The 25,634-nt window shown below is 73.6% G+C and carries 22 protein-coding genes; 7 read left to right on the top strand and 15 right to left on the bottom strand.

The window, feature by feature from the left end:
- The first annotated feature begins 46 nt into the window (after positions 1-46).
- The 5 genes from AB0B72_RS00705 (at position 47) to AB0B72_RS00685 (ending at position 5,048) form a co-directional block, all read left to right on the top strand.
- Entirely contained in the window at positions 47-1,636 is a 1,590-nt protein-coding gene (locus AB0B72_RS00705) for an acyl-CoA carboxylase subunit beta (protein ID WP_367736143.1), read from the top strand.
- Positions 1,633-1,857 (top strand): acyl-CoA carboxylase subunit epsilon, encoded by a 225-nt coding sequence (locus AB0B72_RS00700; protein ID WP_367736142.1) that lies wholly within the window; start codon positions 1,633-1,635, stop codon positions 1,855-1,857. The genes AB0B72_RS00705 and AB0B72_RS00700 overlap by 4 nt, the downstream gene beginning before the upstream one ends.
- A gap of 116 nt (positions 1,858-1,973) precedes the next feature.
- Positions 1,974-2,912 (top strand): NYN domain-containing protein, encoded by a 939-nt coding sequence (locus AB0B72_RS00695; protein ID WP_367736141.1) that lies wholly within the window; start codon positions 1,974-1,976, stop codon positions 2,910-2,912.
- Positions 2,913-2,970: 58 nt separating this feature from the next.
- Positions 2,971-4,554 carry an AlkA N-terminal domain-containing protein gene (locus tag AB0B72_RS00690; protein WP_367736140.1) on the top strand — a complete coding sequence of 528 codons (1,584 nt, stop codon included), beginning with the start codon at positions 2,971-2,973 and terminating at the stop codon, positions 4,552-4,554.
- A complete protein-coding gene (locus AB0B72_RS00685) occupies positions 4,551-5,048 on the top strand; it encodes a methylated-DNA--[protein]-cysteine S-methyltransferase (protein ID WP_367736139.1) in 498 nt (165 codons plus the stop codon). The genes AB0B72_RS00690 and AB0B72_RS00685 overlap by 4 nt, the downstream gene beginning before the upstream one ends.
- 25 nt (positions 5,049-5,073) lie before the next feature.
- Here AB0B72_RS00685 and AB0B72_RS00680 read toward each other — a convergent pair whose 3' ends face one another.
- The 12 genes from AB0B72_RS00680 to AB0B72_RS00625 all read right to left on the bottom strand — a co-directional run bounded on the left by AB0B72_RS00680 (position 5,074) and on the right by AB0B72_RS00625 (position 17,078).
- Entirely contained in the window at positions 5,074-6,045 is a 972-nt protein-coding gene (locus tag AB0B72_RS00680) for a hypothetical protein (RefSeq protein ID WP_367736138.1), read from the bottom strand.
- Positions 6,042-6,689 carry a hypothetical protein gene (locus AB0B72_RS00675; protein WP_367736137.1) on the bottom strand — a complete coding sequence of 216 codons (648 nt, stop codon included), beginning with the start codon at positions 6,687-6,689 and terminating at the stop codon, positions 6,042-6,044. Before AB0B72_RS00675 ends, AB0B72_RS00680 begins: the two co-directional genes overlap by 4 nt.
- Before the next feature lie 173 nt (positions 6,690-6,862).
- A complete protein-coding gene (locus AB0B72_RS00670; protein ID WP_367736136.1) occupies positions 6,863-10,084 on the bottom strand; it encodes a BTAD domain-containing putative transcriptional regulator in 3,222 nt (1,073 codons plus the stop codon).
- A gap of 535 nt (positions 10,085-10,619) precedes the next feature.
- Positions 10,620-11,093, bottom strand: a complete 474-nt coding sequence (locus tag AB0B72_RS00665; RefSeq protein WP_367736135.1) for a pilus assembly protein TadG-related protein — start codon at positions 11,091-11,093, stop codon at positions 10,620-10,622.
- On the bottom strand, positions 11,090-11,455 hold the full coding sequence (locus tag AB0B72_RS00660) for a TadE family protein (RefSeq protein WP_367736134.1): 366 nt from the start codon (positions 11,453-11,455) through the stop codon (positions 11,090-11,092). The genes AB0B72_RS00665 and AB0B72_RS00660 overlap by 4 nt, the downstream gene beginning before the upstream one ends.
- 29 nt (positions 11,456-11,484) lie before the next feature.
- Positions 11,485-11,874: a TadE/TadG family type IV pilus assembly protein gene (locus AB0B72_RS00655; RefSeq protein ID WP_367736133.1), complete on the bottom strand. Its 390-nt coding sequence runs from the start codon at positions 11,872-11,874 to the stop codon at positions 11,485-11,487.
- A 134-nt stretch (positions 11,875-12,008) separates the two neighbouring features.
- Positions 12,009-12,260 carry a hypothetical protein gene (locus AB0B72_RS00650; RefSeq protein ID WP_367736132.1) on the bottom strand — a complete coding sequence of 84 codons (252 nt, stop codon included), beginning with the start codon at positions 12,258-12,260 and terminating at the stop codon, positions 12,009-12,011.
- Positions 12,260-13,279: a type II secretion system protein gene (locus AB0B72_RS00645; RefSeq protein ID WP_367736131.1), complete on the bottom strand. Its 1,020-nt coding sequence runs from the start codon at positions 13,277-13,279 to the stop codon at positions 12,260-12,262. Before AB0B72_RS00645 ends, AB0B72_RS00650 begins: the two co-directional genes overlap by 1 nt.
- 30 nt (positions 13,280-13,309) lie before the next feature.
- The gene (locus AB0B72_RS00640) at positions 13,310-14,251 is read right to left on the bottom strand and encodes a type II secretion system F family protein (RefSeq protein WP_367736130.1); all 942 of its coding nucleotides are present in this window, start codon (positions 14,249-14,251) and stop codon (positions 13,310-13,312) included.
- Positions 14,252-14,288: 37 nt separating this feature from the next.
- Positions 14,289-15,608 carry a CpaF family protein gene (locus AB0B72_RS00635; protein ID WP_367736129.1) on the bottom strand — a complete coding sequence of 440 codons (1,320 nt, stop codon included), beginning with the start codon at positions 15,606-15,608 and terminating at the stop codon, positions 14,289-14,291.
- Positions 15,605-16,384: a MinD/ParA family protein gene (locus AB0B72_RS00630; RefSeq protein ID WP_367736128.1), complete on the bottom strand. Its 780-nt coding sequence runs from the start codon at positions 16,382-16,384 to the stop codon at positions 15,605-15,607. The genes AB0B72_RS00635 and AB0B72_RS00630 overlap by 4 nt, the downstream gene beginning before the upstream one ends.
- Before the next feature lies 1 nt (position 16,385).
- Positions 16,386-17,078 (bottom strand): hypothetical protein, encoded by a 693-nt coding sequence (locus AB0B72_RS00625; RefSeq protein ID WP_367736127.1) that lies wholly within the window; start codon positions 17,076-17,078, stop codon positions 16,386-16,388.
- A 594-nt stretch (positions 17,079-17,672) separates the two neighbouring features.
- Between AB0B72_RS00625 and AB0B72_RS00620 the strand changes: the two genes are divergently transcribed.
- Complete coding sequence (locus tag AB0B72_RS00620) at positions 17,673-22,613, top strand: FtsK/SpoIIIE domain-containing protein (protein WP_367736126.1); 4,941 nt, start codon at positions 17,673-17,675, stop codon at positions 22,611-22,613.
- Positions 22,614-22,686: 73 nt separating this feature from the next.
- Here the strand turns inward: AB0B72_RS00620 and AB0B72_RS00615 are convergent, their stop codons facing one another.
- Positions 22,687-22,959 carry a WXG100 family type VII secretion target gene (locus AB0B72_RS00615; protein WP_367736125.1) on the bottom strand — a complete coding sequence of 91 codons (273 nt, stop codon included), beginning with the start codon at positions 22,957-22,959 and terminating at the stop codon, positions 22,687-22,689.
- 138 nt (positions 22,960-23,097) lie between these two features.
- Between AB0B72_RS00615 and AB0B72_RS00610 the strand changes: the two genes are divergently transcribed.
- Entirely contained in the window at positions 23,098-23,931 is an 834-nt protein-coding gene (locus tag AB0B72_RS00610; RefSeq protein WP_367736124.1) for an alpha/beta fold hydrolase, read from the top strand.
- A 2-nt stretch (positions 23,932-23,933) separates the two neighbouring features.
- Here the strand turns inward: AB0B72_RS00610 and AB0B72_RS00605 are convergent, their stop codons facing one another.
- Together AB0B72_RS00605 and AB0B72_RS00600 are read right to left on the bottom strand one after the other, a co-directional pair.
- Positions 23,934-24,881: a hypothetical protein gene (locus tag AB0B72_RS00605; protein WP_367736123.1), complete on the bottom strand. Its 948-nt coding sequence runs from the start codon at positions 24,879-24,881 to the stop codon at positions 23,934-23,936.
- Positions 24,878-25,633: a hypothetical protein gene (locus tag AB0B72_RS00600; RefSeq protein WP_367736122.1), complete on the bottom strand. Its 756-nt coding sequence runs from the start codon at positions 25,631-25,633 to the stop codon at positions 24,878-24,880. The genes AB0B72_RS00605 and AB0B72_RS00600 overlap by 4 nt, the downstream gene beginning before the upstream one ends.
- Position 25,634 lies beyond the last annotated feature (1 nt).

Raw genomic sequence — 25,634 nt, 5'->3', positions numbered from 1 at the left:
GGACCCATCGCGGAGCGTGCGCGGAGCGGGAAGCGGTGAACGGCCGGTGAGCGCCGACCGCGTCCACGAGACGGACATCCACACGACCGCGGGAAAGATCGCGGACCTGGAGCGGCGGCTGAGCGAGGCCGCGCACGCGGGCTCCCAGCGCGCGGTGGAGAAGCAGCACGCCAAGGGCAAGATGACGGCCCGCGAGCGGCTCGCCGCCTTCCTCGACGAAGGCTCGTTCGTCGAGTTCGACGAGCTCGCCAGGCACCGGTCGACGAGCTTCGGCCTCGACCGCGAACGGCCGTACGGCGACGGGGTGGTGACCGGGCACGGCACGGTGGACGGCCGGCCCGTGGCCGTGTTCGCCCAGGACTTCACCGTCTTCGGGGGCTCGCTCGGCGAGGTCTTCGGCGAAAAGATCGTCAAGGTCATGGACCACGCGCTGAAGACCGGCTGCCCGGTGGTCGGGATCAACGACTCCGGCGGGGCGCGCATCCAGGAGGGCGTGGTCTCCCTGGGCCTGTACGCCGAGATCTTCAAGCGCAACGTGCACGCCTCCGGCGTGATCCCGCAGATCTCGCTGATCATGGGGCCGTGCGCCGGCGGCGCCGTCTACTCCCCCGCCCTGACCGACTTCGTCCTGATGGTGCAGGAGAAGTCACACATGTTCATCACCGGGCCGGACGTCATCAGGACGGTCACCGGCGAGGAGGTGACCTTCGAGGAGCTGGGCGGGGCCCACACGCACAACTCGAAGTCCGGCGTCGCCCACTACGAGGCCGCGGACGAGGAGGACTGCCTGGAGTTCGCCCGGGCGCTGCTGTCCTACCTGCCGTCCAACAACATGGACGACGCTCCCGCCTACGCGGTCGAGGTGGAGCTGGAGACCACGGACGAGGATCGCGAGCTCGACACGCTGATCCCCGACTCGGCCAACCAGCCGTACGACATGCAGACGGTCATCGGGCACGTCGTGGACGACGGCGAGTTCCTGGAGGTCCACGCGGGCTTCGCGCCCAACATCGTGGTCGGCTTCGGCCGGGTGGAGGGCCACTCGGTCGGCGTGGTGGCCAACCAGCCGATGAGCTTCGCCGGGACGCTCGACATCGACGCCTCCGAGAAGGCCGCCCGGTTTGTCCGCACCTGCGACGCCTTCAACATCCCGGTGCTGACCTTCGTCGACGTGCCCGGCTTCCTGCCCGGCACCGGCCAGGAGTGGAACGGCATCATCCGCCGGGGCGCCAAGCTCCTGTACGCCTACGCCGAGGCGACCGTGCCCCTGGTGACCGTCATCACCCGCAAGGCGTACGGCGGGGCGTACGACGTCATGGGGTCCAAGCACCTCGGCGCGGACGTCAACCTGGCCTGGCCCACGGCGCAGATCGCGGTGATGGGCGCGCAGGGGGCGGTCAACATCCTCTACCGGCGGGAGCTCGCCGCCGCCGGCGACCCGGACGCCGCCCGCGCGCGGTTCGTCACCGAGTACGAGGACACGCTGGCCAACCCCTACCTCGCCGCGGAGAGGGGTTACGTGGACGCGGTCATCCGGCCGTCGGACACCCGGATCCAGATCGTCCGCGCCCTGCGGGCCCTGCGCAACAAACGGGCCGCGCTGCCGCCCAAGAAGCACGGAAACATCCCGCTGTGACCGCCGGCCGGCCGTACCTCAGGATCCTGCGGGGCGACGCGAGCCCAGAGGAGATCGCCGCGCTGCTGGCGGCCGCGGCCGTCTCCTCCAGCGAGACAGCCGGCCAGCCCGCCCCCGTGACCAGCGAGGAACGCTGGCGCGACCCGGCTCGGCGGCTGCGCCGGGAGCTGCCGCACGGCCCGGGAGCCTGGCGTGGCGCCTTCCTCCCACACTCCCGGTGACCACGGAGTGATTACATCAGCGGAACAGGGTGTCAAGTGGTCCAAGAGTTGGGACTATCTAGAAAGTGGGGGAATATAGTCAGCCGATCACCTAGTGACGAGTCCAGGAGGACACCATGGCCATCCCGGACTTCGGCGCACATGGCATTGCCGCGAAGTACGCCGTCCTTGTAGATGTGGGTTACCTTTACGCGGCGGCCGGCGAAGTTCTGTTAGGGGCCAAGGAGCGTAAGGAGTACCGCGTATCCGCGGACGAACTCATCCAGGCCCTCCAGAAACACGCGCTTGAGCGCATCCCCGGCGAGCTGCTGCGCATCTACTGGTACGACGCCGCCCGGGACCGGGTGCCGACAGTGGACCAGCGGGTGATCGCCCAGCTTCCCTGGGTCAAGGTCCGGCTCGGCAACCTGAACGCCCGCGGCCAGCAGAAGGGCGTGGACGCCCAGATCCGCAGCGACCTCGAGGCCCTGGCCCGCCACCACGCCGTGAGCGACACCGTGCTGATCGCCGGCGACGAGGACATGGTGCCCGCCGTCGAGGCCGCCCAGGCGTACGGCGTCCGGGTCCACCTGTGGGGCGTCGAGCCGCCGTTCGGGACGAACCAGGCCGAGCGTCTGGTTTGGGAGTCCGATACCGTCGAGATCATCGGCGCCGACTTCCTGCGCCCCTTCTTCACGCGGGCTCCGGTGCCCGTGCCCGTTCCGCCGGCCCCGTCGCCCGCCCAGGTCTTCGCGGGCCGCACCGTCAAGCCGGTGCCCAAGGCGCCGCCGGCCGGCCAGCTCACCAAGCTGGGGCCGGGCCGTCCACGGGTGGAAGAGGTCGGCGAGCACGTGGCGCAGAAGTGGATACTGACTCGTGGCAGGGACAACATCCGCGATCTGCTGCCCGGCCCGATACTGCCCACCGTGATCGACACCGAGCTGCTGATCGAGGCGGAAAAGGAGCTGGGACACTCGCTGCGGCCCTTCCCCGAGGCGCGCGTCTGGCTACGCGACGGCTTCTGGGCCAGGGTCTACCGCGAGTTCGACCTCGGGGTGGGCATCTCCAGCAAGTGAACGCTGGGGTCCGATTTCCGCCGGTCCGCATCGGTGGCCAGCGCATAGCGTCGTAGACGTGACGACACGACAGCTCGACTTCGACGCGTGCTACCTGGCGGTCTCCGCCCGGGACTCCCGGTTCGACGGGCGCTTCTACACGGCCGTCACCTCGACCGGCATCTACTGCCGCCCGATCTGCCCCGCCCGCACGCCCGCGCGCCGCAACGTGCGCTTCTACCGCCACGCGGCCGCCGCCGAGGCCGCCGGGTTCCGGCCGTGCCGCCGCTGCCGGCCGGAGCTCAGCCCCGGCGACCCGGGCTGGGACGTGCGCGCCGACCTCGTGAGCCGGGCGCTGCGCCTGATCGACGACGGAGCGGCCGACGAGCAGGGTGTCGCCGGCCTCGCCCGGCGGCTGCACGTGACCGAGCGCCACCTGCACCGCCTGTTCGTGGCGGAGCTCGGCACCGGGCCGCTCGCCGTCGCCCGCACCAGGCGGCTCCTGCTCGCCAAACAACTGCTCACCGAGACCTCCCTGCCGATCACCGACGTCGCGTTCGCCTCAGGCTTCGGCAGCGTGCGGCAGTTCAACGCCGCCATGAAGGAGTCGTACGGCTTCGCGCCCGGAGATCTCCGCAAGGCCGCCGGGCCGCTCACGACGGCCGGCAGCGGCAGGACGGGGCTGGTCCTCCGGCTCGGCTACCGCACGCCGTACGACGCCCAGTCGGTGCTGCGCTTCCTGGCGGCCCGCGCCGTCCCCGGAGTCGAGAGCGTCACGTGGTCGCGGCCCCCGGCCCACGAGGGCCGTGTGCTGAGCTACGCGAGGGCGATCCCCGGCGGGGCGGTGACGCTGGTGCCTGCGGACGACCACATCCGGCTCACGGTGCGGACCACCGACACCCGGCAGCTCGCCCGGATCGTCTCGCGCTGCCGCCGGATGCTCGATCTGGACGCCGATCCGGAGGCCGTCGCGTCGGTCCTCGGCACGACCGCTCTGGCGCCGCTGGTGCTGGCCAGCCCAGGGCTGCGGGTGCCGGGGGCGTTCGACGGGTTCGAGATGGCGGTGCGGGCCGTGGTGGGCCAGCAGATCTCGGTGGCGGGAGCGCGGACCATCCTCGGCCGCATCGCCGCCCGGGCCGGCATCCCAGCCGACGGACAGCCCGACGCACAGCCCGACGCCTCGGCCGATGCACAGCCCGACGCTCCGGAAGGGGCGCTCTCCGGCATCGCGGACGGCGAGCCGCGGCTGCTCTTCCCCACGGCCGGGATGCTGGCCGCGGCCGACCTCACCGGCCTGGGGCTGACCACCCGCCGGGTCGCCACTCTCACCGCGCTCGCCGAGGCGGTGGCGGCCGGGGAGATCGACCTCGACGGCGCCGAGGACCCGGCGGAGGCCGTCGCCAAGCTGCTGCGGATCCCCGGCATCGGGCCGTGGACCGCGAGCTACGTCGCCCTCCGCTCGCTGCGCGACCCGGACGCGTGGCCCGGCGACGACCTTGTGCTGAAGAAGACGATGGCGAGGCTCGGCATCGCCCCCGAGGAGGCCGAGCGGTGGCGCCCCTGGCGTGCGTACGCCGCCCTCCACCTGTGGGGCGCGAGCAGCGCCGATCCCCTGACCGATCACCCGAAGGAGGAAGCGGCCGACGCGCCGCGACAGCCATGATCATCACCCAGATCCTGCCCACCCCGGTCGGGCCCCTCAGCATCCTCGCCCGGGACGGCGTCCTCGTGTCGGCGGGCTTCACCCCCGACCCGCGGGAGATGTTCCTGCGGCTCCCCGAGCCGCTGCGGGCTCTCCCGCTACAGGAGGGCGACCTCGGCGACACCGCCCAGGCCGTACGGGAGTATCTCGACGGGAAGATCGACGCGCTCGACCGGGTCGCGGCCGAACAGCCCGGAACGCCCACCCGGCAGCGGTTGTACGCCGCCCTGCGGAGCGTCCCCGCCGGCACCACCGTGTCGTACGGCGAGCTCGCCGAGCGGGCCGGGCTGCCGAAAACGGCGGCGCGGGCGGCGGGATCGGCCTGCGCGCAGAACCTCATCGCCCCGTTCGTGCCGTGCCACCGGGTCCTGCCCGCGAGCGGCGGGCACGGCGGCTACTACTACGGCCGCCCGGTCAAGCAGTGGCTGCTCGCCCACGAAGCCGCCGCCTCCTGAAGCTGCCGCCTCCTGAGGGAAGGGCTCAGGGCTTCACGATGCTCTGGACCTCGCCGACGGGGACGTCACGGGTGGCCGTCACCTGGACGGGCTGGAAGCCGCCGACGGGCGCGTAGATGAACGGCGTGACCGGCCCGGCGCCCGCGCCGTTGCCCTCGCCCGTGACGGGCCAGTTGGTGGTGACGGTCAGCGTGTAGACCTTGCGCGGCTGGTCGATCGACGCCCGCAGGTAGCGGACGCCGCAGGTGAAGGTGCCTCCTTCGGTGTACGGGCGGCCGGTCGCGCCGCAGTCGTCGTGCACCTCGGCCCGCTCGGGGGTCGTCCCCGACTTGATCGTGATGCCCTTGAGCGTGGCCGTGACCGTGGCCGACATGACGCCGGGCAGCGTGGCGGTGACCGAGCGGGTCGTCGGGCCGGCCCCGTCGAGCCAGACCCACGTGTCCAGGTTCACGTAGCTCTTCGCGTCGGGGCTCAGCTTGATCACCGGCTTGGGCACGGTCAGCGCCGCCCGCGCGATGTCCATGAGCTCCTGCATGGTGATGCCGGCGGGCGGCGTCTGCCCCGGCGGCACCCAGACCGCCCCCTCCAGGCCCGTCCAGCACGACATGCCGTTCGGATCGGCGGCGTTGTAGGCGGGGCTCCACCACCGGCCGGGTTGGCCGACCTTGTCCTTGAACTGCTTGAGGAACTCCTGGAACTTCTCCTCGGTGGCGCCCGGATTCGTGTGGAACCACCAGGTGCGCACCGCCTCCTGATCCTGGAGCATCTCCTCGGCTGTCTTGCCGGGCTCGTACCAGCAGGGGCGCTTCACCCGGTAGCCGTCGCTCCGCGCGCCCAGGCCGGAGCCCTTGACGACGATGTTGCTGTTCTGCAGCCGCACGCCCACGGTCCGCCCGTGCTGAAAGCCCTCCCCCTGCGGCCCTCCGGGGCCGGGGGCCGCCGCCACGGTGAGCAGGCCACCCGCCAGCAGGGGCACCAGTTTGGCTCTGACGCTCATCGGACGCACTCCTTCGCGCGCTCGTCGGGATAGGCGGCGTGCTGGAACAGCTTGACGCGCCAGGCGCCGTCGTCGCCCTTCCGCACCGCCGCGACCTGGAGGTAGGTGGATCGCGGGGGCTTGGTCCACAGGGGTTGCTCGGCGATCGGGTCGCCGTTCTTGTCGGTGACCCGCACGCCCGACTCCTCGACGCAGGCGTCCACCTCCGCGCCCCGGCCGCTGACCGAGGCCACCCGCAGCCCGTAGATCTTCGCCACGCCGCGGGCGGACAACTTCTCCGAGACGAAGCCGTGCACCCAGGTGTAGGCGTCCCGGCTCGCCGCATCCTCGACGGCGCCGAGGTACGACTCGTCCTCACCGAGGGAGCCGACCGCACGCCACTGAGCGGTGTAGGTCCCGGTGAGCGCCTTGACCATGGCGGTGTGCGCCGGTTCGAGGGCCTCCGGCCATTCGATCTGGACCGTGAGCCCGGGGGCGACGGCGACGGTCTCGACTGACGGGGCCGGTGCGGGCTGCGAGCCCCCGGACCGCTGACCGGCCACCACGCCCGCCGGAGTGAATCCCCGCTCCTCGCCCGGCACGGAGCAGCCGGCGGCGAGCAGGGCGCACGCCGAGACGGCGGCGGCGACGGCGGTCGAGCGCATCGGCAGTGCCCTTCGAAGGACCCGATCCCCCGCGCGGACGACGGTAGCGAGCGTCACCCGCCGGGATCCACCGGTATGCACGGATCGGCATGATTCGACCGCGCGGTGGTAGGCCGCACGGCGGTCGGCGGCACTGTGGTCGGCGGCGCTGTGGGCACGCATCCAGGCTCCGGTCATGCGAGACGGGGGGTTCTGAGGTCGTGGGCGGCGCCGCCGCGCCAGTCCGGCAGCAGCTCGTCGATGAGCGCCTCGGTCTCTGGTGCCATGCCGCCTCCGTACGGATGGGAGGCGGCCCTGCGGTGCAGGCCGTCCACGACCGCGCGGAGGCGGGCCGGGTCGCCGGTGGCGTGGGCGGCGCGCAGCAGGTCGCGCCAGAGCCCTTCGTCGTCGGCGGCCAGCAGCAGCCCCGCTCTGGCCGCCGCCACCGCGGCGTGCGGGTCGTCCTGCGCCAGCCGGATCTCGCACAGGGCGTGGGCCGCGTCCGCCACCCAGGCCGTCACGTCGTACTCCAGGGAGTCGGCGGCCAGCCAGGCGTACCGGTTGCCCGGCCTGCCGTTCAGCAGCGGCCCGCGCACCAGCCCGAGCGCCTGCTCCAGCAGCCCCGCCTCGACCTCCCCGGGCCGTGCCGCGTCGGCGCACTCGCCGGCCCGGCGCACCAGGTCCTGGAAGAGCCGCCAGTCGGTGCGCACCTCCGGGCCCAGCCGCAGGCGGCCCGAGCCGTCGGGGGAGATGTGCGGGCGCCCCTCGGAGTCGGTGCCGAGCCATTCGGCCACGCGGGCGATGGTGGCGTCGCGGACCGCCGGCTGCACGCCGCGCGGCCACAGAACGCCGCCGAGGACCACCGGGTGGACGCCCGCCGGGTGGGTGGCCAGGTAGACGACCAGCTCGTGTGCGATCGCGGCCCTGCCCTCCTCAAGCGGGTTCACCGGGCTGATCTCGATCGGGCCGAGGATGCGCACCTCGATCGAGGGCGGCTCGTCCGGCAGCCGCTCGGCGGGAGCCGTACCGGGTCCGGCGCGAAGTGGGCCGCCGGAGCCGGCGAGCGGCTCGCCCTCGGTGCGCTGCGCCGTACGGAACAGGGTGACCACCGCGTCGTAGTGCCTGCGCGGCAGCAGGTGAGCCCGTACGTCGAAGCCGAGCGCGTCGATCCTGGCCCGGCCGTCCTCCGTGATCTCCCAGGTCCACGTGGCGTGGGGCACGTCTCCCGCCACGACGAACCCGCTCGCCGTCCTCCTCCCCTTGCCGAGCAGCGCCAGCCGCCGGGCCTCGTCCTCATCGGGACGCAGGGCCGACAGCAGGTAGTGGGGCGTCCACGCCGGGTCGGCCACCCGGCCGTGGATCCGCCCGGTGAGGACGTCGCCGGTGTGCCGGGCGCGCTCCTCGAACTCGGGCAGCACCTCCGCCATGCTTCCCGCCGTCGTGATCCGCTCGGGGGCGATCAGCGCGAGCTCCTCGCCGAACCCGACGAGCGTGATCCGCATGTGGTCGGACCAGCGGTTGGTGGCCAGCTCGACCGCGAGCGCCGACAGGGCCGCGACCGTGTGCGCGCCGGTCATGGCGATGACCCCGTGCGCGGCCTCCAGGTCGACCAGCACCCGGCCGCCCTCGCCGGTGCCCAGCGAGACCAGCCCCGGGTACGGCGCGGGTGTCCCGGCGAGCACGTGCTCGTCGATCCGGCGGCCCTCATGCGCGGGCAGCCGCCACACCTGGCCGCCGTCGCAGGCCTCCCACGGCTCGGGCACGTCCTCGTCGGAGGGGTGGACCCACAGGTCGAGGCCGCGGCTGGACAGGTGGACGGCGAAGACCGTCGGAAGGCGCCTGCCGCGGTCGGCCAGCAACCTGCCCAGCAGGCGCAGGCCGATGTCGAGCATCCGGCTGCCGGGGGCGTCGGCTCCCAGCCGGATCGCCACCTCGGCGTCGGCCGCGTCGCCTCGCGGGCGCACGACGCGCCGCCCGAACGCGCGCCGCCACAGTTGTTCCCTGCGCCTGCGCCCCAGTACGGCGAGCAGCCCGGCCGACGCGAGCGTCGTGGCGGCCAGGTAGTCGACCATGTCCATGCCCGGGGCCCGGTCGGTGCCGGCCTCAGGTCCCAGCCCCGGCCCCGATCCCGGCCGCCCGGCGGCGGGCGGCTCGGCCGGGGTCGTGGTCGCCGGGGTCCTGGTCGCCGGGTTCGCAGTCCCGGAGTGCGCGGTCCCGGGGTGTGCGGTGGCGGGGTGTGCGGTGGCGGGGTGTGCGGTGGCGGGGTGCGCTGGGCGCGTCGTGGGTGGGGCGCTCGGATGCGCCCCCGGCCTGCCGGTCGCGGGCGGGGCGGGCCGGGCCGTCCCGGTGTGCTCGGGCATCGCAGGCGGCGGGAGGACGATGCCCGGCGTGGCGGGCGTGCCGGGGTGACGTGTGCCGCTCGCGTGCGGCAGCGCGGCGCCTCCCTCGTCCGGCTTGGGGTTCCCCGGCGTGGCGGTGCCCGGAGTGGGCCGCGCGTGGTCCGGCCGGGTGAGGTCACCCTCGTGCGCGTCCGGGGTGGCATCACCGCGCCCCCCGGCGCTAGAACCGGAACCGGTGCCAGAACCGGCGCCGCTGCTGGAACCGGTGCGGGATTCGGCGGCGCCGGGCGCCTCTGCCCCGGAGCCGTAGTGGGTCCCGCCGTCGAGCTCGGCGGGCTTGCCCCGGTGCTCCTGCGACACCGCGGGCCGGTCCTCCTCGACGGGGACGACGTGCACGTTCCTGGCGTCGTCCGGCATGTCCAGCACCCAGCCGGGCCGGATGAGATCGGCCATGTGCAGGCGGCTGCCGTCCGGCTGCTCCTTGTGCTGGTTCAGCCGGTAGATCTCGTGGTAGCGGCGGCCGTCACCCAGGCATTTGTCCGCGATCTCCCACAAGCTCTCGTGATGGCGCCCGTGCGGCGGCTGGACGACGTAGACCTTCTTGACCTCCCGGGCGTGCAGGGCCGGCCGCTCGGCCTCGGTCTCCACGGGCGCCGACAGCGCGGCCACCTGAGGCCGGATCGGGGCCGGCAGACCCGCACGGGCGATAGGCACGGCCACAGCGGTCGCCGTGAACAGCAGCAGCACCGCCGACACCAGCCGATTCGCCAGGGCCTGGGTGCCACCCGACAACGGGACCCGGGCCGGCATGCCGACATGCCGTAGACCGGCGTAGACCTCGACCACCACGCACAGGAACAGCTGCAGCCAGGCCAGCCAGACCAGCAGCACGAGGATCGCGATGATCGTCTCGGGGCCCACCCGGCTCGTGAACAGGTCAGGATCGAGCAGCGGGCTGGAGATCGGAGGCCCGGCCAGCCGGATCAGCGCGTACGGCACGCCGCCCACGAGCCCGATCAGGGCGAGCAGGGCCGCGATGCCCGCGAGGACGTCCCCGGCCGTGCGCCTGGGCGGCACGCGGACGGGCGTGCGCTCCCGCCACTGCTCGGGCGGCCGCGGCGGGCCGGGACGCGGCGGGCCCGATCCAGACGAGCCCGGCGAGCCCGGCGAGCTGGACGAGCCCGACGACCCTCCTGGCCACGCCGAGCCTGACCTGGACGGGCCCGACGAGGACATCAGTCCGGACCGTGAAGAGCCTGCCGTAGGCGAGCCTGGCGGGGACGGCGTGCCTGACCGCGATGAGCCTGACGGGGGCGGTGTGGCTCCTCCCCGTGGACGCGCCTGCGGCACGGCGGGCCGGGGCCAGCCGCCGCCCGCCGGAGGGTGGTCCCGGCCGTCCGGCGGCCGGGAGCCGGGTGGCGTGGGTTCGCGCGTCATGCCTCACCCCTCTCCGAGGCCGTGGGCCTGGTTGCGGGACTCCCCCAGCGTCCTCGCGTACGCACCGGCCCGCCAGCGATCCGAGACGTTCGGCATGGCGACGGGAGGCGGCGGGACATGGGCATCGATTGAACGCGGCACTCGGATCCGGGACTGTGCGGGGTGAGCGTCCGATTCACGCGGCGGCCCCCGGGTCCGGGGCGGCGGTGGCCGCCGCCTTCATGTCGGAGCCGCTGAAGCCGAGCACCGACAGGAAGAGGGCGTCCCAGTGGACCGACACCCCCACCGTCACGTCCGCGCCGGCGTCACCCGGGGCGCAGTCGGTCATCCGTACGCCGTCGACGTCGTGGGCCGCCACGATCTCCTCGGCCCTGCCGCAGACGGCGTTCCCCGCCTGCAGCCGCACCTCCCCGGTGGACCTCAATCTCTCCGTGTCGATCTGGTCGGCGGCGGCGCGGGCGGCCTGCTCGGCGATGTCGGCGGCCTTGAGCCTGGCGTTCATGGCCGCCCCTCCGTCGACCAGCAGCCCGGCCAGCAGGAACACCGTGACAGAGAAGATGACGACGAAGACGGACATCGATCCCCGCTCCGCCGCGGGCGGGCGGGGCGGCCCGGAGGGGCGGACGTCGCGGATCCGGGAACGGGTCACTGGACCCTCCTGAACTGCTCCAGCGGCACCACCGCGCTGCCCGCCATCTGCTTGACGGCGCCGAAGCCGAGGAAGTCCAGGTTGAGCTCGCAGGTCACGGTGATCTTGACGATGCCGCCTTCCTTCCAGTCCGTGCCCGAGGTGCCGACCTGGGGAGAGCACTCACCCGACAGGGAGGACTCGGCGGTGTCGGCGGCGGCGGCTTCGGCGGCGGACAGGGTGCGCTGCACCGACGCCGCGCGCGCCGCGTCCCTGGCGGCGCCGTTGACCTCTCCCTGGGCCTCCACGACCCGGCCGGCGGCCACGAGGAACATGAGGAAGAGCAGGAACACCGGGGCCAGCATGACCGTCTCCACCGTCATGGAACCCCCGTCGGCCCGTAGCGGGGGGCTCATTGGCAGCCCTCCGAGCCGTCGTCGGGGCGGAAGCACTCGATCGGGCCGCCGAAGTGCGCGGTGATCGTGAACGTCATCTCGGGCAGCAGCGGCACGACCTGCACGGCGCTGCCGGTGACGTCGACACCCCGCTGGTCGCCCTGCTCCCATGACTTCGCCTGGGCGTTCTTGAGCAGCTCGGGGCCCACGGCCTGGACGATCTGGAGGGCCTTCTGCTCCGCCGCGTCCTGCCAGCCGTCCCCGTCGGCGCCCGCCGCGCGGGCGATCCGCGCCCCCTCCCTCGCGGCGGCGTCGGCCACCTGGCGGCCGTGGAACCACAGCGTCACCTGTACGACCAGCAGCACGACGGCCAAGATGATCGGCATGAGCATGGCGAGCTCGATCACCGTCGCGCCCCGCTCGCGCGGGTGACCCCGCCGGCCCCGGCGGCCCTGCGCGCGCCGGTGACCTCGCCCGCCGAGGCGGGCACGACGGCCCGGCCCGGCACGGCCGCGCCGGCCGGGCGCCGCGTGGAGAGCGCTCAATTCTTGCTGCCGTCGCCGGTGCCGGCAGGGCCGCCGGCACCGCCACCGCCGCCGCCGAAGTTGCTGGTGATCTCGCCTTCCTTCTGGGTGACGAGCGTCTTGATGAGGGTGGCGAGGCCGAGGGCGACTCCGGCGATGATGGCCGTGATGATCACCCACTCGACGGCCGAGGCCCCTCGGGTCGGAGCGTTGCGGGCCCGGTCGATCCGCACGTGGAGCACGGCCACCAGGTAATGGAACCAGAGCATCAGGACCCCAACATCTTCATGGCTGCCGGAAAACTGAGGAAGATCACGAAGCCGGCGCAGAGCAGGAGCTGGGCGACCAGCATCGACTGGGACCGCTCCCCCGCCTTGCCTTCGACCTCGGCGAGCTCGCGGCGTCGCAGGGTGGCGGCACGGGCGGTGAGCGACGCGCGGACCTTGGCGCCGTCGTCGGCGACGAGACCCAGGGCGGCCGACAGGTCGCGCAGCTCGTCGACGTTGATCTCGTCTCCGAGCTGGCCGAGGGCCTGCCAGGGGGTGATGCCGACGATCCGGGCGTTGGCGAGCGCCTCGCGGATCCGCTCCATCGCCCAGTTGGACCCGGGAGCGGGGCCTGCGCCGTTCGCCTGCGTGGCGGTGCCCCCCGTGAGAGGACCGGTGGTGGACGCGGCCGCGGCTGCGGACGCCGACGCGGACGCCGACGGGCTGCCGACCGAGACAGCCATCATCAGCGCCTCGGGGACGCCCCGGCCGCCGGCGAGGTTCATGGACACCAGGTCGAGGAAGGCCCCCACCGCGTGCCGGAAGTCACGCCGGCGTACGGCCGCGTCGCGGCGGATCTGCACGTCCGGCAGGAGGAAGAAGACCAGGCAGGCCACGAGGGCGGACCAGAACGGCACCTGCACCGAGACGCCCCACCCCATCACGGCGAGCCAGCCGACGAGGATCGGGAAGGCGAGCAGGCCGCAGACCGCGAGCAGCACCTTCGTCGCGAGGAAGCCTTCGAAGGACTTGCCCAGCAGCGCCAGGTCGGCCCGGATGGAGCGGGCCTCCCAGCCGCGCGAGGCGTAGAAGCGGGCGACCCGCTCCCCCAGGCCGCGCCGGAACGGGCTGACCTGCTCCTCCTCCGCGATCAGCGGCGCCCGTCGCGTCCGCGTCCCGTGCCGGGCCAGGTCGAGCGCGGCGAGTCTGGCGAGCAGCCCCGGCCTCGGCGGGAACAACGCCCGTAGCAGCAGGAACAGCCCCAGCCCGAGCACACCGCCCGCGAGCACGGTCTCGATCATCGCGCCTCCCTTCTCGCACCGGCCGTGGAATCACACCTGGTCACCGAGGAGCTCACCTCCCCTTCGCGCCTGGGCCGGCACCACCGGGGCGGGCGGAGCCGGGCGGTGGTACGGCGCGAGGATCCGGGCGGGCTTGTCGAAGCGGGCCAGCCGCCGCATCCAGGCGAACCCGGCGCCGAACAGGCCCGCCACCACGACGAGGACGGCCTGGCCGAGCAGCGAGTCGTACTCCTCGACGTAGGACCTGTTGAAGACGACCAGCGCGGCCGCGAACGCCAGTGCCGTGCCGACCACGATCTGCACGCTCTTGCGGGTCGACCTGCGCTCGGCCTCGACCCGCCGCCGCATGTCGAGCTCCTCGCGGGCCGACACGGCCAGGGCGGACAGCACGTCCCGCAGCCCGGGGCCGCGCAGCCGCGAGTTCAGGATCAGCGCGGCCACCACGAGGTCGGCCGACGGGTCGTCGAGCTCGTCGGCGAACATCCGCAGCGCGTCGGCCAGCGGCATCCGGGTGTGCAGCCGGTCGACGAGCGCGCGCAGGTGGGGCTGGAGCATCGGGGCGGCGGCCCGGATCGACGAGGGGATGGCCTGCTCCAGGCCGGCGGCGCCGGCGATCGTGTCGCGGAGGGACTCCGTCCAGGCGGCCAGCCCCTCCAGCCGCCGCATCGCCGCCCGCTCCTCCGCCGCCCCGCCGGTCAGCCCGCGCCATGCCAGGACGAGCAGGACGGCCCCCGCCGCGATGACGGGCCATCCGGTGACCACGAGCACGACCACGCCGGTGACGGCGGCGATCGCCGTCCTGGTGGACAGCGTGCGCAGCAGCCGCAGCCGCCTTGCCTTGCCGTCGGGTCCGGCGGGCCGGGGGCGCATGCCGTACAGGGACAGGGCGAGGAGGAACAGCCCGCCGCCGGCCACCGCCCCCGACAGCAGGACGGCCGGATCGAACACTCCCGGCGGCAGCAGCGGCATCATGGCCTCCTTCGAGCCGGACGGACCGGGCCGCGGGCGCTCATCGCCACGCTCCCTGCGACGGGTCATAGCCGTACGCGGCGAGCTCCTCGGCACAGGAGACCGGGGCGTGCGGGACGACCCGCTCCCCGGCGAGGGTGAAGACCTCCGACGACAGCACCCGGCCGTCGACGCCGGTCACCTCCCGCACGCTGGACACGAAGCGGCGCAGGGTGCCGCCGCGGTGGTAGTCGTTGCGCTTCTCGATGAAGACGACGAAGTCGATGGCGCCGGCGATGAGCATGTGCGTGGCCTCGATGGGGAGGCGTTCTTCGGCTTGGAGGGCGTAGGTGGCGATGCGGTTGAAGACCTCCATGCTGGAGTTGGCGTGGATGGTCGACAGGGATCCGTCGTTGCCCTGGGTCATCGCGTTCAGCATGGTGACGATCTCGTCGCCGAGGACCTCGCCGACGATGACGCGGGAGGGGTTCATCCGCAGCGACCGGCGCACCAGCTCGGCCATCGTGATCTCGCCCTGGCCCTCGGAGTTCGGCAGGCGCTGTTCGAAGGCGACCACGTTGGGGTGCAGCTCGGGGAACTGGTCAAGCCCCAGCTCCAGCGCGCGCTCCACCGTGATCAGACGCTCGTTCGGCGGGATCTCGTTGGCCAGCGCCCGCAGCAGCGTCGTCTTGCCCGCGTTGGTCGACCCCGCGATCATGATGTTCTTCCGCGCCGCCACCGCCGCCGACAGGAACCGCCCCACCTCCGGCGTCAGCGTGCCGTTGCCGATGAGGTCGGTGAGGAACACCTTCCCCAGGCGGGCCCGCCGGATGGAGACCGCCGGCCGGATGGTGACGTCCATGACGGCCGACAGCCGGGAGCCGTCGGGCAGGCGCAGGTCGAGCTGGGGGTTGGCGGTGTCGAACGGCCGCGACGACAACCCCGAGTACGCCGCGAGGATCTGGATGAGCTCGATCAGCTCCTCGTCGGACTCGGCCACGGGATCGTGCATGAGCTCCTGGCCGTCGGCGTAGCTGACGAAGACCCGGTCGCAGCCGTTGATGTCGATGTTCTCGACCTCGGTGTCGTCGAGCAGCGGCTGGAGACGGCCGACGCCGAACAGCGCGGCGTGGATGCCCGCCGCCAGGGCCTCCTCCTCCTCGACGCTCGGCGGCGTCCGCCCGACGCCGATCTCCCCCCGGGCGTACTCCTCCAGGACCTGGGCGATCAGGGCGCGGGCGAACTGCCGCTCGTCCTCCCCCGTCATCGCCGGCACACCACTGGCCTGGTCCAGCCGCCGCTGATGGGCCAGCCGGTCGCCGACCTCCTGCCGGAACCGCTTCACCAGCCCGTGGTCGATCGGCCGCGCCGGGGAGCTCACCGCGTCACCCCGCTCGACGGCTCCTGCCGCCGGCCGGGCGCCTGGTCCGGAGTGGCGACGTGGGTGGCGAGGCGCACCGCCAGCTCCCTCGCCGTACGGATCAGCATGCTGCGGTCGAGCCGCCCGCCCCACTGGCCGCGCAGCAGCTCGGCGCCCTTCGGGTCGTACGCGAGGCCGCCGACGAACGCGACGTCCCAGCCGGAGACGATGCGCCGGACCTCGTCCAGCGAGGCGCGGTACGACCGGGGGTCGGCGATCACCACGACGCCGGCGGGCCGGTTGAGGAGCGTCAGCCGCTCCCGGAGATGGGCGACGTGGTCCAGGCTGGCCCGGGTGAACAGCACGACCTGGTCGGCCTCGGCGATCAGGTCGTTGATCTGCGGGTGCAGGCCGAGACGTCCGCAGTCGGCGAGCACGTCGGCGTGCGGCAGCGCGGCCAGCGCCCGGCCGAGAGGGCCCCACAGCCAGGTCAGGCCCGCCGCCTGCTCGCCGCTGGTCAGGCCGGCCAGCACGTCGAGGCCGCCGACGAGCTTCTGCGCGTGCTCGTAGACCTGCTCCGAGTGGAGCCCGCGACGTGCCACCGCGCCCAGGCTGAGCAGGCCGCGACCGGGGTTGAGGACCCCGCCGTCCGCGCCGGGCAGCCGGTACGCCAGGTCGCCTCCGGCGGGGTCGCACTCGGCCAGCAGCACCGGACGGGGCCACACGGCTCCGAGAGCCGTCGCGGCGGTGGTGACGCCGGGCGCGCCCTTGTCGGCGGCGAGGACGATGAGGGCCACGTCACTTGACCCCGGGAAGCTCGATGAGGGCGACCTCCCCGCTGGAGGCGTACAGGGCGATGGTGGGCGCGATGGAGGTGTCGGCGAGGATCGTGACCTGGCCGCTGCCCGTCCTGCCCGGCAGGCCGACGCTCTCGACCCGGGCGGCCGACGCCAGCACCCGCTGCTGCTGGGCGCTCGACCCCTTGCCCGTCGCGGGCACGTAGATGACCTGCACGATGTCGCCCATACGGAGCCCGTCCGGCACCTGCCCGGCCTTGAGCGCGAGCCCCACCCTCGCCTTGCCCGCCCCGACCTGACCGGAGTCGGAGGTGACCATCCGCTCGGTGAGGATCGTGCCGGGCAGCAGGGGCACCACCGCGTACGTCCCGGCGACCCGGTCGCTGAACCGCCAGGGGACGTAGTCGATCCCCGTGTCGGCGATCTGGACCTCCTCAAGCGCGCTCACGGGGACGGCCTGCCCCTCGCCCACCTGCTGGACGATCCGGACGGCGGAGACCCGGTCGCCGCTGCGCATGACGAGCAGGGTGGTGGCGAGCGAGCCGCCCAGGATGAGCAGGACGGCGAGCGCCGCGAGAGCGGGCTTGCGCTCGCGCGGCGGCACGGGAAGCTTCCGCGAGGCGGGGCCGGACAGCCCAGGCCGCTCGCTCGCCGGCACGCGGCCGTCTTGCGACGGCTTCTCGCTGATCCTCATGGGTGGGGGGCTCCCAGGGACGTCGCGCCCATTGTTTCGGGCCGCTCGAATGTGTTTACGGTCTTGCGCTTTGCTCCGAATTCATCACATTATGGGCAGCTTTCGCCGTCGTTAGTGACCTGAAGGGGCGACCCATGCTTATCCGTTAGCAATACGCCTGTCAACGGCAGTGGATCTATCGCGATATGACCAGATGCCTTTGCGGTTCCCGAATTTCGTGATAAGTGGTATTAACTCCATCCACATTTGTCACACCATTCACATTGATCTTGATCGGGAGCACGGCGAGAAGACACGGCAGGGCCGCGGACGGCGGGGGATCCCACTCTGACCGCCTGTTTTACCGAATCCGGGAAACGGCGCCGGGCGCGCGGGCCGCGTCGCTAGCGTGTGCCCCCGGGAAGCCCGGGGACCATCCCCGGGGAGCGTCCCCGCGGCGGAGATCTTCACGGACGCGCCATGGGATGAAACGCTCTCAGGAGGACGTCTCCACCCCGACGGCCGTCATCGTGGCGGTCATCGTGAGAAACAGCCGGTTCACCGGCGGCCTCCTCCACGGCGGCCGTCACGCGACCGCCGTATGGGGGCCTGCGCATGCGCATCACGCTCACCGTGGTCACCGAGCACGGCCACCGGGAGGTGCTCGTCGAGGGCGACGAGGCCACCACGGTGGCCGGTCTCGCCGCCGCGCTCGGCGCCGCCCTCGACGGCTCCACCGCGCGCCCCACCAACGTCGTACGGCTCCCGCGCGCACGCGCGCCGTACGACCTGGACGGCGGGCCGGACGGCGGGCCGGGCGGCCGGCCGCGGGCTCCCGAGACGAAGCTGTGGCTGGACGGGCGGCCGCTCGACCCGGGCGCCGCCGTCTTCGGCCTGCTCCGCGACGGCGATCTGGTCGCGATGGACGGCCACGCGGCGGCGGCCACCATGATCGAGGAACCGGGCGGCCTGGTGGAGCTGCGCGTGGTCGGCGGCCCCGGCGCGGGGTCGGTCCACCGGCTCGGCCTCGGCGCGCACACCGTGGGGGCCGACCCCGCGTGCGCGGTGGCCGTGCCGGACCCGCGGATGCCCCCGGTGGCCGCCGTGGTCCGCCTCGCGCCCGGCTCGGTGACCGTGGAGCCGCCCGGCGGCGGTGACGGGCCCGCCGCCGCGCTGGAGGGCGAGCCGGTGACCGAGCCGGTGCCGTGGCCCGCCCGCGCCATGCTCTCCTGCGGCGGCTCCGTCTTCTCCGCCGCCCCTGTGGAGCCGCCGGACGCGCACCTCGACGCGCTGCCCGACGGCGGGCTGGCCTACAACCGGCCGCCGAGGCTCCAGCGGCCGGAGCGGCACCGGCGGATCGTGGTCCCCAGCGAGCCGAAGCGGGGCGAGGGGATGCGCCTGCAGCTGCTCGCCGCGCTGCTCCCGGCCGTCCTCGGGGTGGTCATGGCGAAGGTGTTCCACCAGTGGTACTACCTGCTGATCGCCGGCATGACGCCGCTGATCATGTTCGGGCAGTGGGCGAGCGACCGCAGGCACGGCAGGAAGAAGTACCGCCAGGCCGTCAAGGCCTACCGCGAGCGGCTGGCGGCCTACGAGGCGGAGGTCGCGCGGGCGGTCGAGGAGGACGAGGCGGCCCGGCGGAACGGCGCGCCCGACCCGGCCGAGGTGCTGCTCACCGCGACCGGCCCCCGGCGGCGGCTGTGGGAGCGCCGGGTCCACGACCGCGACGCGCTGCGGCTGCGGGTGGGGCTGGCCGACCTGCCGGCCGACCTGGAATTCGAGCCCGAGACCGGGACGCCGCCGGAGGCGCCCCGTCCCACGCCGCCGACCTGCCACGACGTCCCGGTCGCGCTGGTCATGCGGCGGCTCGGCGTGGCCGGGCTCACCGGGCCGAGGCAGGTGGCGCTCGGCTGCGCCCGATGGCTCGTCGGGCAGGCGGCGGCCCTGCACAGCCCGCGTGACCTGGCCGTCGTCGTCCTGTCCGCCAATTCCGACAGCGCCGAGCAGTGGGGGTGGGTCCGCTGGCTGCCCCACTGCGCCCCCGGCGCCGCCTCCCGGGGAGGCTCGCTCGCCGCCGACTGCGTCGCGCTCGTCGGCGCCGACCCCGAGGCGGCCGCCCGCCGTGTCGCCGAGCTCGCCGCGCTGATCGCCGCGCGGCTCGACCCCGAGGCCGCGACCGGGCCGTACGGCGGGGTCCTGCGGGGCGGCCTGGCGGGAGGCCCGGCGGGCTGGGAGGAGCTGGGCCGCCAGGGCGGGGGCCAGACGGCCGAGCCCGCCTTCGCGACGTACGACGAGCGCCCCTTCGACGTGCTCGTCGTGCTGGACGGCGCACAGGTGCTGCGGGGCCTGCCCGGAATGCCACAGGTGCTCAGGCAGGGCCCCCGGGCCGGCGTCTACACGATCGCCGTCGACGACGACGAGCGGCTGCTGCCCGAGGAGTGCGCGACGGTGCTGTCGTGCGCCGCCGACGGCACCGTACGGCTCCACGGCGGCGGCCTCGACCCCATCGGCGACATCCGGGCCGACCAGGTCTCCCCCGCGTGGGCCGACCGGCTCGGCCGGGCGCTCGCCCCGCTCAGGGACGTGAGCCGGGAGGACCCGTCGTCGGCGCTGCCGGAGTCGGTCCGGCTGCTCGACCTGCTGGCCCCGCTGTCGCCGCTGGACCCCGCGGCCCTCGCCCGGGAGTGGGGCCGCACGACCCGTGCCGTCATCGGCGTCGGGCCCGAGGGGCCGTTCGAGGTCGATCTGAGCCGGGACGGCCCGCACGCCCTCGTCGCCGGCACCACCGGGGCGGGCAAGTCGGAGCTGCTGCAGACGCTGATCTCCTCGCTGGCGGCGGCCAACCGGCCCGACGAGATGACGTTCGTGCTGATCGACTACAAGGGCGGGGCCGCCTTCAAGGAGTGCGTACGGCTCCCGCACACCGTGGGCATGGTGAGCGACCTCGACGGCCATCTGACCCAGCGCGCCCTGGCGTCCCTGGCCGCCGAGATCCGCCGCAGGGAGCGGCTGCTGCTGGACGCGGGAGCCAAGGACATCGAGGAGTACCAGCGGCTGCGGGCCCGGGGGTCCACCTGGGTCCTCGGCGCCGGCGGAGTGCGGCAGGGGCGCGGCGGCGGCATCTTCGGCGCGCCCGTGCCCGGGGACGTCCCCGAGCCGGGCGGCGAGCGCCCGCCGCTGCCCCGGCTCGTGCTGATCATCGACGAGTTCGCCGCCCTGGTGGCCGAGCTGCCCGACTTCGTCGACGGCCTGGTGGACATCGCCCGGCGGGGCCGCTCGCTCGGCATCCACCTCATCCTCGCCACCCAGCGCCCCGGCGGCGTGGTGACCGCCGACATCCAGGCCAACACCTCGCTGCGGATCGCCCTGCGGGTGACGGACGCCCGTGAGTCCGCCGACGTGATCGACGCACCGGACGCCGCGCACATCTCACGGTCCACTCCGGGACGCTGCTACGTCCGGGCGGGCTCGGCGGCGCCGGTCGCCGTGCAGACCGCCCGGATCGGGGGGCGCACCCCCGGCCGGCCCTCCGGCGAGCGGCCCGGCCAGGCCGAGGACGTGCGGGTGGCCGACCTGCCGTGGCACGCGCTCGGGCACCCGGCGGCGGTGCCGGCGGCCCAGGCCTCCTCCGGCACCGACCTCGCCCTGCTCGTCGACGCGATCAGGGCCGCCGGGCGCGGCGTCCCCGTCCAGCCGAGCCCCTGGCTGCCGCCGCTCCCCGACCAGGTCGTCCTGTCGCCCGTCCTGACCGGCGCCGCCGCGCGCGCGGGAGCCCGGCCGTACGCGGAGGACGGCGCCGCCGCGCGCGCCGGAGCCCGGCCGTACGCGGAGGACGGCGCCGCCGCGCGCGCCGGAGACGGCGTGACGGGCATCCGGCCAGGTGGGGACGGCACGACGATCGCGCCGCCGCCGCCGTACCGGCCGGGTGCCGAGGAGGTGCCCCCGCTGCCGTTCGGCGTGGTCGACCTGCCGGCCGAGCAGGACAGGCGGCCGCTGGTCCTCGATCCCCGCCAGGGCGGCCATCTGCTCGTCGCGGGCGCGGCCCGCAGCGGCAGGTCCACCGTGCTGCGCACGATCGCGGGCTCGATCGCCGCCGGCGCCTCCCCCGAGGACGTGCACCTCCACGCGATCGACTGCGGCTCGGGCGCGCTGCTCCCGCTCATGACGCTGCCGCACTGCGGCGCCGTCGTCACCCGCGACCAGCTCGACCGGGTGGAGCGCCTCCTGGCCCGCCTGCGAGCGGAGGTCGGCCGCCGGCAGCACCTGCTGGCGGCGGCCGGGTACGCGTCGCTGGCGGAGGCGCGCGCCGCCGCCCGCGCCTCGCGCGCGACCGAAGGGGTGGGCCGGCTGCCCTGGCTGGTGCTGATGGTGGACCGGTGGGAGGGGTACGTCGCGGCGTTCGAGAACTACGACTACGGCCGCCTCATCGACGCCCTGTTGCAGCTCCTGCGGGAGGGTCCGGCCGTCGGGCTGCGGGCCGTGGTCACCTCCGACCGGTCGGGCCTGCTCGGGCAGATCTCCACGGTCTTCGACGATCGGCTGGTCCTGCGCCTCGCCGATCCGGCCGACTACGGCCTGGCGGGGCTGCCCCTGCGGCACCTGCCGGGCACGATGCCGCCGGGACGGGCGCTGTCGATCGGCGAGAACGGGCTGATCGAGAGCCAGATAGCGCTGCTGCCTGGCGACGCCTCCGGCCCCGGGCAGGTCGCGGCCCTGCAGGAGCTCGGCCGTACGGCGACCGCCCGGTTCGGGGGCGAAGGGACCCGCGGCGTCCGCGAGGAGCGGCGTGGCGGATGGGCGTGGCCGTCGGAGCCGCCGCTGCGGGTGGACGCGCTGCCCATGCGGATCACGGCCGAGCAGGCCCTGGACCTGGAGCCGTCGTTCGAGCCGCCGTCGGGCCTGTGGACGCTGCTCGGCGCGGGCGGCGACTCCCTCACCCCTCTGGGGATCGACCTGCTGGGCCAGGGACCGGCGGCGGTGGTGGCGGGGCCGCCGCGCTCGGGCCGCTCGACGTGCCTGCTCACCGCCGCCAGGTCGGTGCTCCAGCGCGGCGTCCCTGTGCTGGTCGTGACCCCCCGGCGCAGCCCCCTGCGGGAGCTCGCCGGGTCGCCGGGCGTGCTGGCGGTGCTGGACGGCAACGCGCGGAGCGTCACCGGGGGCGGCGCCGACGACTTCGGCGGGCTGCCGGGGGCGCACGACCCGCTGGCCCTGGTCGTGGGGCAGGGGCGCTTCCTGGTGGTCGTGGACGACGCGGAGCTGATCTCGCCCGACTCGCCGCTGGGTCTGGCCCTGGACGAGATCCTGCGCACCGGGCGCGACGGGGAGCACGGGCTGCTGATCGCCGGGACCACCGGGGATCTGGCGACGGCGTACCGGGGCTTCGCCGCCGAGGCGCGCAAGGCCCGGACAGGCCTGCTGCTGTCGGTGCAGAGCCCCGCCGACGGAGATCTGTTCACCGTACGGCTGCCGCGCGGCGCGGTCGGAGGGCCGCCGGGACGCGGCCTGCTGGTGATCGCGGGGGCCGTGACCCCCATCCAGGCCGCCGTACCGGCCTGAGCCTTGCCGGACGGGAGCAGCGGAAGGCCGCCCCCGCCGCGACCGCGGGAGCGGCCTCGCAGGCTGACGGTCTCTAACGGGTGGCGGACTCGATGTTGCCGCGGTAGGTGGTGATGACGCGGGAGGCCTCGTTGAGCTCCTCCGACATGCGCTGGAAGGCCGCCCGGTAGCTCTGCCAGGCGTCGTGGAACCGCTGCGCGCCCGGGCCGGTCCAGGCGGTGCCGACCTTGGCCGCCTCACGGTCCAGGTTGGCCATCGTGGCGCGGACCTGGTCCGCCTGCTGGCTGAACTGCGCGGCCATGCCCTGCATCTCCGCGGGGTCGCCGCCGAGCAAGCTGTTGGACATCAGTCACTCCTTCATCGACAAAGGGGGCGCCCTCACCGTAGATCTCTTTCCAAAGGTGTAAAGGCTTTATACCGAGCCGCTATGCATCGCGCTTCGGTTGGGCTAGACATTTCGGACAGACGCAAAGGAGGCATCCATATGTCGAAAATGATCGTCGGCCAGGAGAACAGCAGCGACATCGAGATTTACTACGAAGACCACGGCACCGGTCAGCCGGTCGTCCTCATTCACGGCTATCCCCTCAACGGCCATTCCTGGGAGAAGCAGGAACGCGTCCTGCTGGAGGCCGGCTATCGCGTCATCACCTACGACCGCCGCGGATTCGGCAATTCGAGCCAGCCGACGATCGGCTACGACTACGACACGTTCACGGACGACCTCGTCGCGCTCCTGGACCACCTGGAGCTCGACGGCGTCGACCTCGTCGGCTTCTCCATGGGCAGCGGGGAGGTCACCCGCTACCTCGGCCGCCACGGCTCCGCGAGGGTCAGGAAGGCGGCCCTCCTGGGGGCCATCCCGCCGTTCCTGCTGAAAACGGACGACAATCCCGAGGGCGTGGACGGCGCCGTCTTCGAGGGGATCAAGGCCGCCGTCGTCGCCGACCGCCCCGCCTACTTCAAGGCGTTCCTGGACGACTTCTACAACGTCGACGTCCTCGGCGGCACCCGGATCAGCGATCAGGCGTGGCAGAACAGCTTCAACGTCGCGGTCGCCGCCTCGGCCCACGCCGCGTACGCGTGCGTCGACTCCTGGCTGACCGACTTCAGGGACGACCTGCCGAAGATCGACGTCCCCGTGCTGGTGATACACGGGGACGCCGACCGCATCCTGCCGTACGCCAGCACCGCGGCGCGGCTGCCGGGCCTGATCTCCGATCTGACCTTCGTGACGGTCGAAGGCGGCCCGCACAACATCGCCTGGACCCACCCCGACGTGGTCAACCCGGCCCTGCTCGACTTCCTCGCCGCGTAGCGTCAGCGGGTCACGGCGGACTGGATCTCGTCGACGACGACCGTCTGCGTCGTGGACATCTCGGCCGGATTGGGCTGCAGATTCGCGCCGGGCACGTCCGACCCGATCGCCCAGACCTGCGTCACGGTGATCCGGTACCTCCCGCCGAGCGACGCCCGGTTGAACACCACCCAGCAGCCGTCTCCCCCCTTGCGGTACGGCGGGCAGTCGGCCCCGACGTGTGCCGTCCCGTTGTCGGCCGTGATCTTCATCCGGAGCGGCCTGGCCGTGATGGTCGCGGACAGCGCGGGATAGCCCTCGACGTAGGCGGTCACGTCTTTCACCCCGATTGGCCACGGGGCCTTCACCCACGTGCGCAGGCCGACGTAACTGGTGTAGACGCCGTTCTTCCTCCCGGGAAGAAGCTCGACCTTCGGCTGGGGCAACGACAGGTGGGCGCGGGCGAGCAGCGCCAGGTCCTGCGGGTCGATGATCTTGTCGCCGGGCACGGACGGCGCCCCCGGCCCGACGTAGATCCAGAATGGGTCGGTGCTGAGATAGCAGTCCCAGCCCGCGTCGGTGCCGTCGTCGGTGAGGAACCAGAAGATCACGCCCGGCTCACCCGCGTGCTTGTTGATCTCCGCCAGGGTCTTCTCGTACCAGTCGTGCGCCCCGACCTGGTCCTCCCGGCCCTGGTGATGCCACGCGAAATAGATCCGCTGCGCCCATTCGAGCATCTCGGGATGGGTGTACTCGGGCTGGTACCAGCAGTGCGGCGGGTCGACGGCCACCGGCTTGGGATTGTTGCTCACGGCATGTCCCTTGTACTTGACCCGCGACGCGACCCAGGCGTAGTAGTCGCCCTTCCCGTTGCCGCCGCCTCCTCCGCTGGGGTCGGCGTGCGCCGGGACCACCGGCACCAGCGTCGCGGCGAGGACCGCCACGACCATCAGGATCCTTCGTAACGTCATCGGCACTCCCTGCCTGAAGGGCTCGTCACCGGGACGGACTGGTAGGCGCGGATCAGCCAGCCGCCCCCCGGCCCCGGGACCATCATGATTCTGATCTTGTAGCGCGATGTGTCGTGCTGCCCGAACGTCCAGCTCACCTGGCCGGTCGTGAGGTTCCTGGTACCCGCCCGGGTCTCGTCGCCGCAGCCGACGAGGGTGACTCCAGGACCGTCTCCCTGAAGCGCCTGGACGGCGCGCGCGCGGACGACCCCCGTCGGCCGCACGTTCTCCCGCGCCCAATCGCCCACGACCCGGGCGAACAGACCGGTGCCGTACGCGTCCGCGCCTGGGGCGATGTATTCCAGGTAACGCCGGTCGCGCCCCTGCGTGGTCACCGCGTACCACCAGGCCTGCCAGAACTCCCGGAACGTCCGCACGGCCCCGGCCGCTCTGGCGGGCGGAGTCTCGGCCTGGACGACGACCTTGAAGTCCTTCGGGAAGGCGAACCGTGGCCGCGCCGTACGGCTGGGCGTGGGCGCTGCGGACGGGGGATCGCCCGAAGGGACGCTCCGGGAAGGCGTGCCCGCCCGTGGAGCCGCCGCCTCGCTCTTCACCGGCGGCGGGACATAGCCCGACGTCGGGGTGCTCCCGCAGCCGGCGGCCGGCACCACGACGACCACGGCCGCGCACGCCACCCGGAACATCCACGCGCGCGCCACCCCCACCACGCGCGGGCGCGCCACGGGCGGTGAGGGGGCAGGCGGTGCGGGCATG

It is taken from the genome of Microbispora sp. NPDC049125 (genome assembly GCF_040802045.1).
In the GTDB taxonomy this organism is placed as follows: Bacteria; Actinomycetota; Actinomycetes; order Streptosporangiales; family Streptosporangiaceae; genus Microbispora.
Note: the sequence above shows the minus strand (reverse complement) of the source record. Positions and strands in the feature narration are given on the sequence as shown.

Coding starts and splice junctions, on each gene's coding strand:
- AB0B72_RS00695 (WP_367736141.1), top strand. CDS start 1,974: ATGGCCATCCCGGACTTCGGCGCACATGGCATTGCCGCGAAGTACGCC.
- AB0B72_RS00685 (WP_367736139.1), top strand. CDS start 4,551: ATGATCATCACCCAGATCCTGCCCACCCCGGTCGGGCCCCTCAGCATC.
- AB0B72_RS00680 (WP_367736138.1), bottom strand. CDS start 6,045: ATGAGCGTCAGAGCCAAACTGGTGCCCCTGCTGGCGGGTGGCCTGCTC.
- AB0B72_RS00675 (WP_367736137.1), bottom strand. CDS start 6,689: ATGCGCTCGACCGCCGTCGCCGCCGCCGTCTCGGCGTGCGCCCTGCTC.
- AB0B72_RS00660 (WP_367736134.1), bottom strand. CDS start 11,455: ATGACGGTGGAGACGGTCATGCTGGCCCCGGTGTTCCTGCTCTTCCTC.
- AB0B72_RS00650 (WP_367736132.1), bottom strand. CDS start 12,260: ATGCTCTGGTTCCATTACCTGGTGGCCGTGCTCCACGTGCGGATCGAC.
- AB0B72_RS00645 (WP_367736131.1), bottom strand. CDS start 13,279: ATGATCGAGACCGTGCTCGCGGGCGGTGTGCTCGGGCTGGGGCTGTTC.
- AB0B72_RS00640 (WP_367736130.1), bottom strand. CDS start 14,251: ATGATGCCGCTGCTGCCGCCGGGAGTGTTCGATCCGGCCGTCCTGCTG.
- AB0B72_RS00625 (WP_367736127.1), bottom strand. CDS start 17,078: ATGAGGATCAGCGAGAAGCCGTCGCAAGACGGCCGCGTGCCGGCGAGC.
- AB0B72_RS00620 (WP_367736126.1), top strand. CDS start 17,673: ATGCGCATCACGCTCACCGTGGTCACCGAGCACGGCCACCGGGAGGTG.
- AB0B72_RS00615 (WP_367736125.1), bottom strand. CDS start 22,959: ATGTCCAACAGCTTGCTCGGCGGCGACCCCGCGGAGATGCAGGGCATG.
- AB0B72_RS00610 (WP_367736124.1), top strand. CDS start 23,098: ATGTCGAAAATGATCGTCGGCCAGGAGAACAGCAGCGACATCGAGATT.
- AB0B72_RS00605 (WP_367736123.1), bottom strand. CDS start 24,881: ATGACGTTACGAAGGATCCTGATGGTCGTGGCGGTCCTCGCCGCGACG.
- AB0B72_RS00600 (WP_367736122.1), bottom strand. CDS start 25,633: ATGCCCGCACCGCCTGCCCCCTCACCGCCCGTGGCGCGCCCGCGCGTG.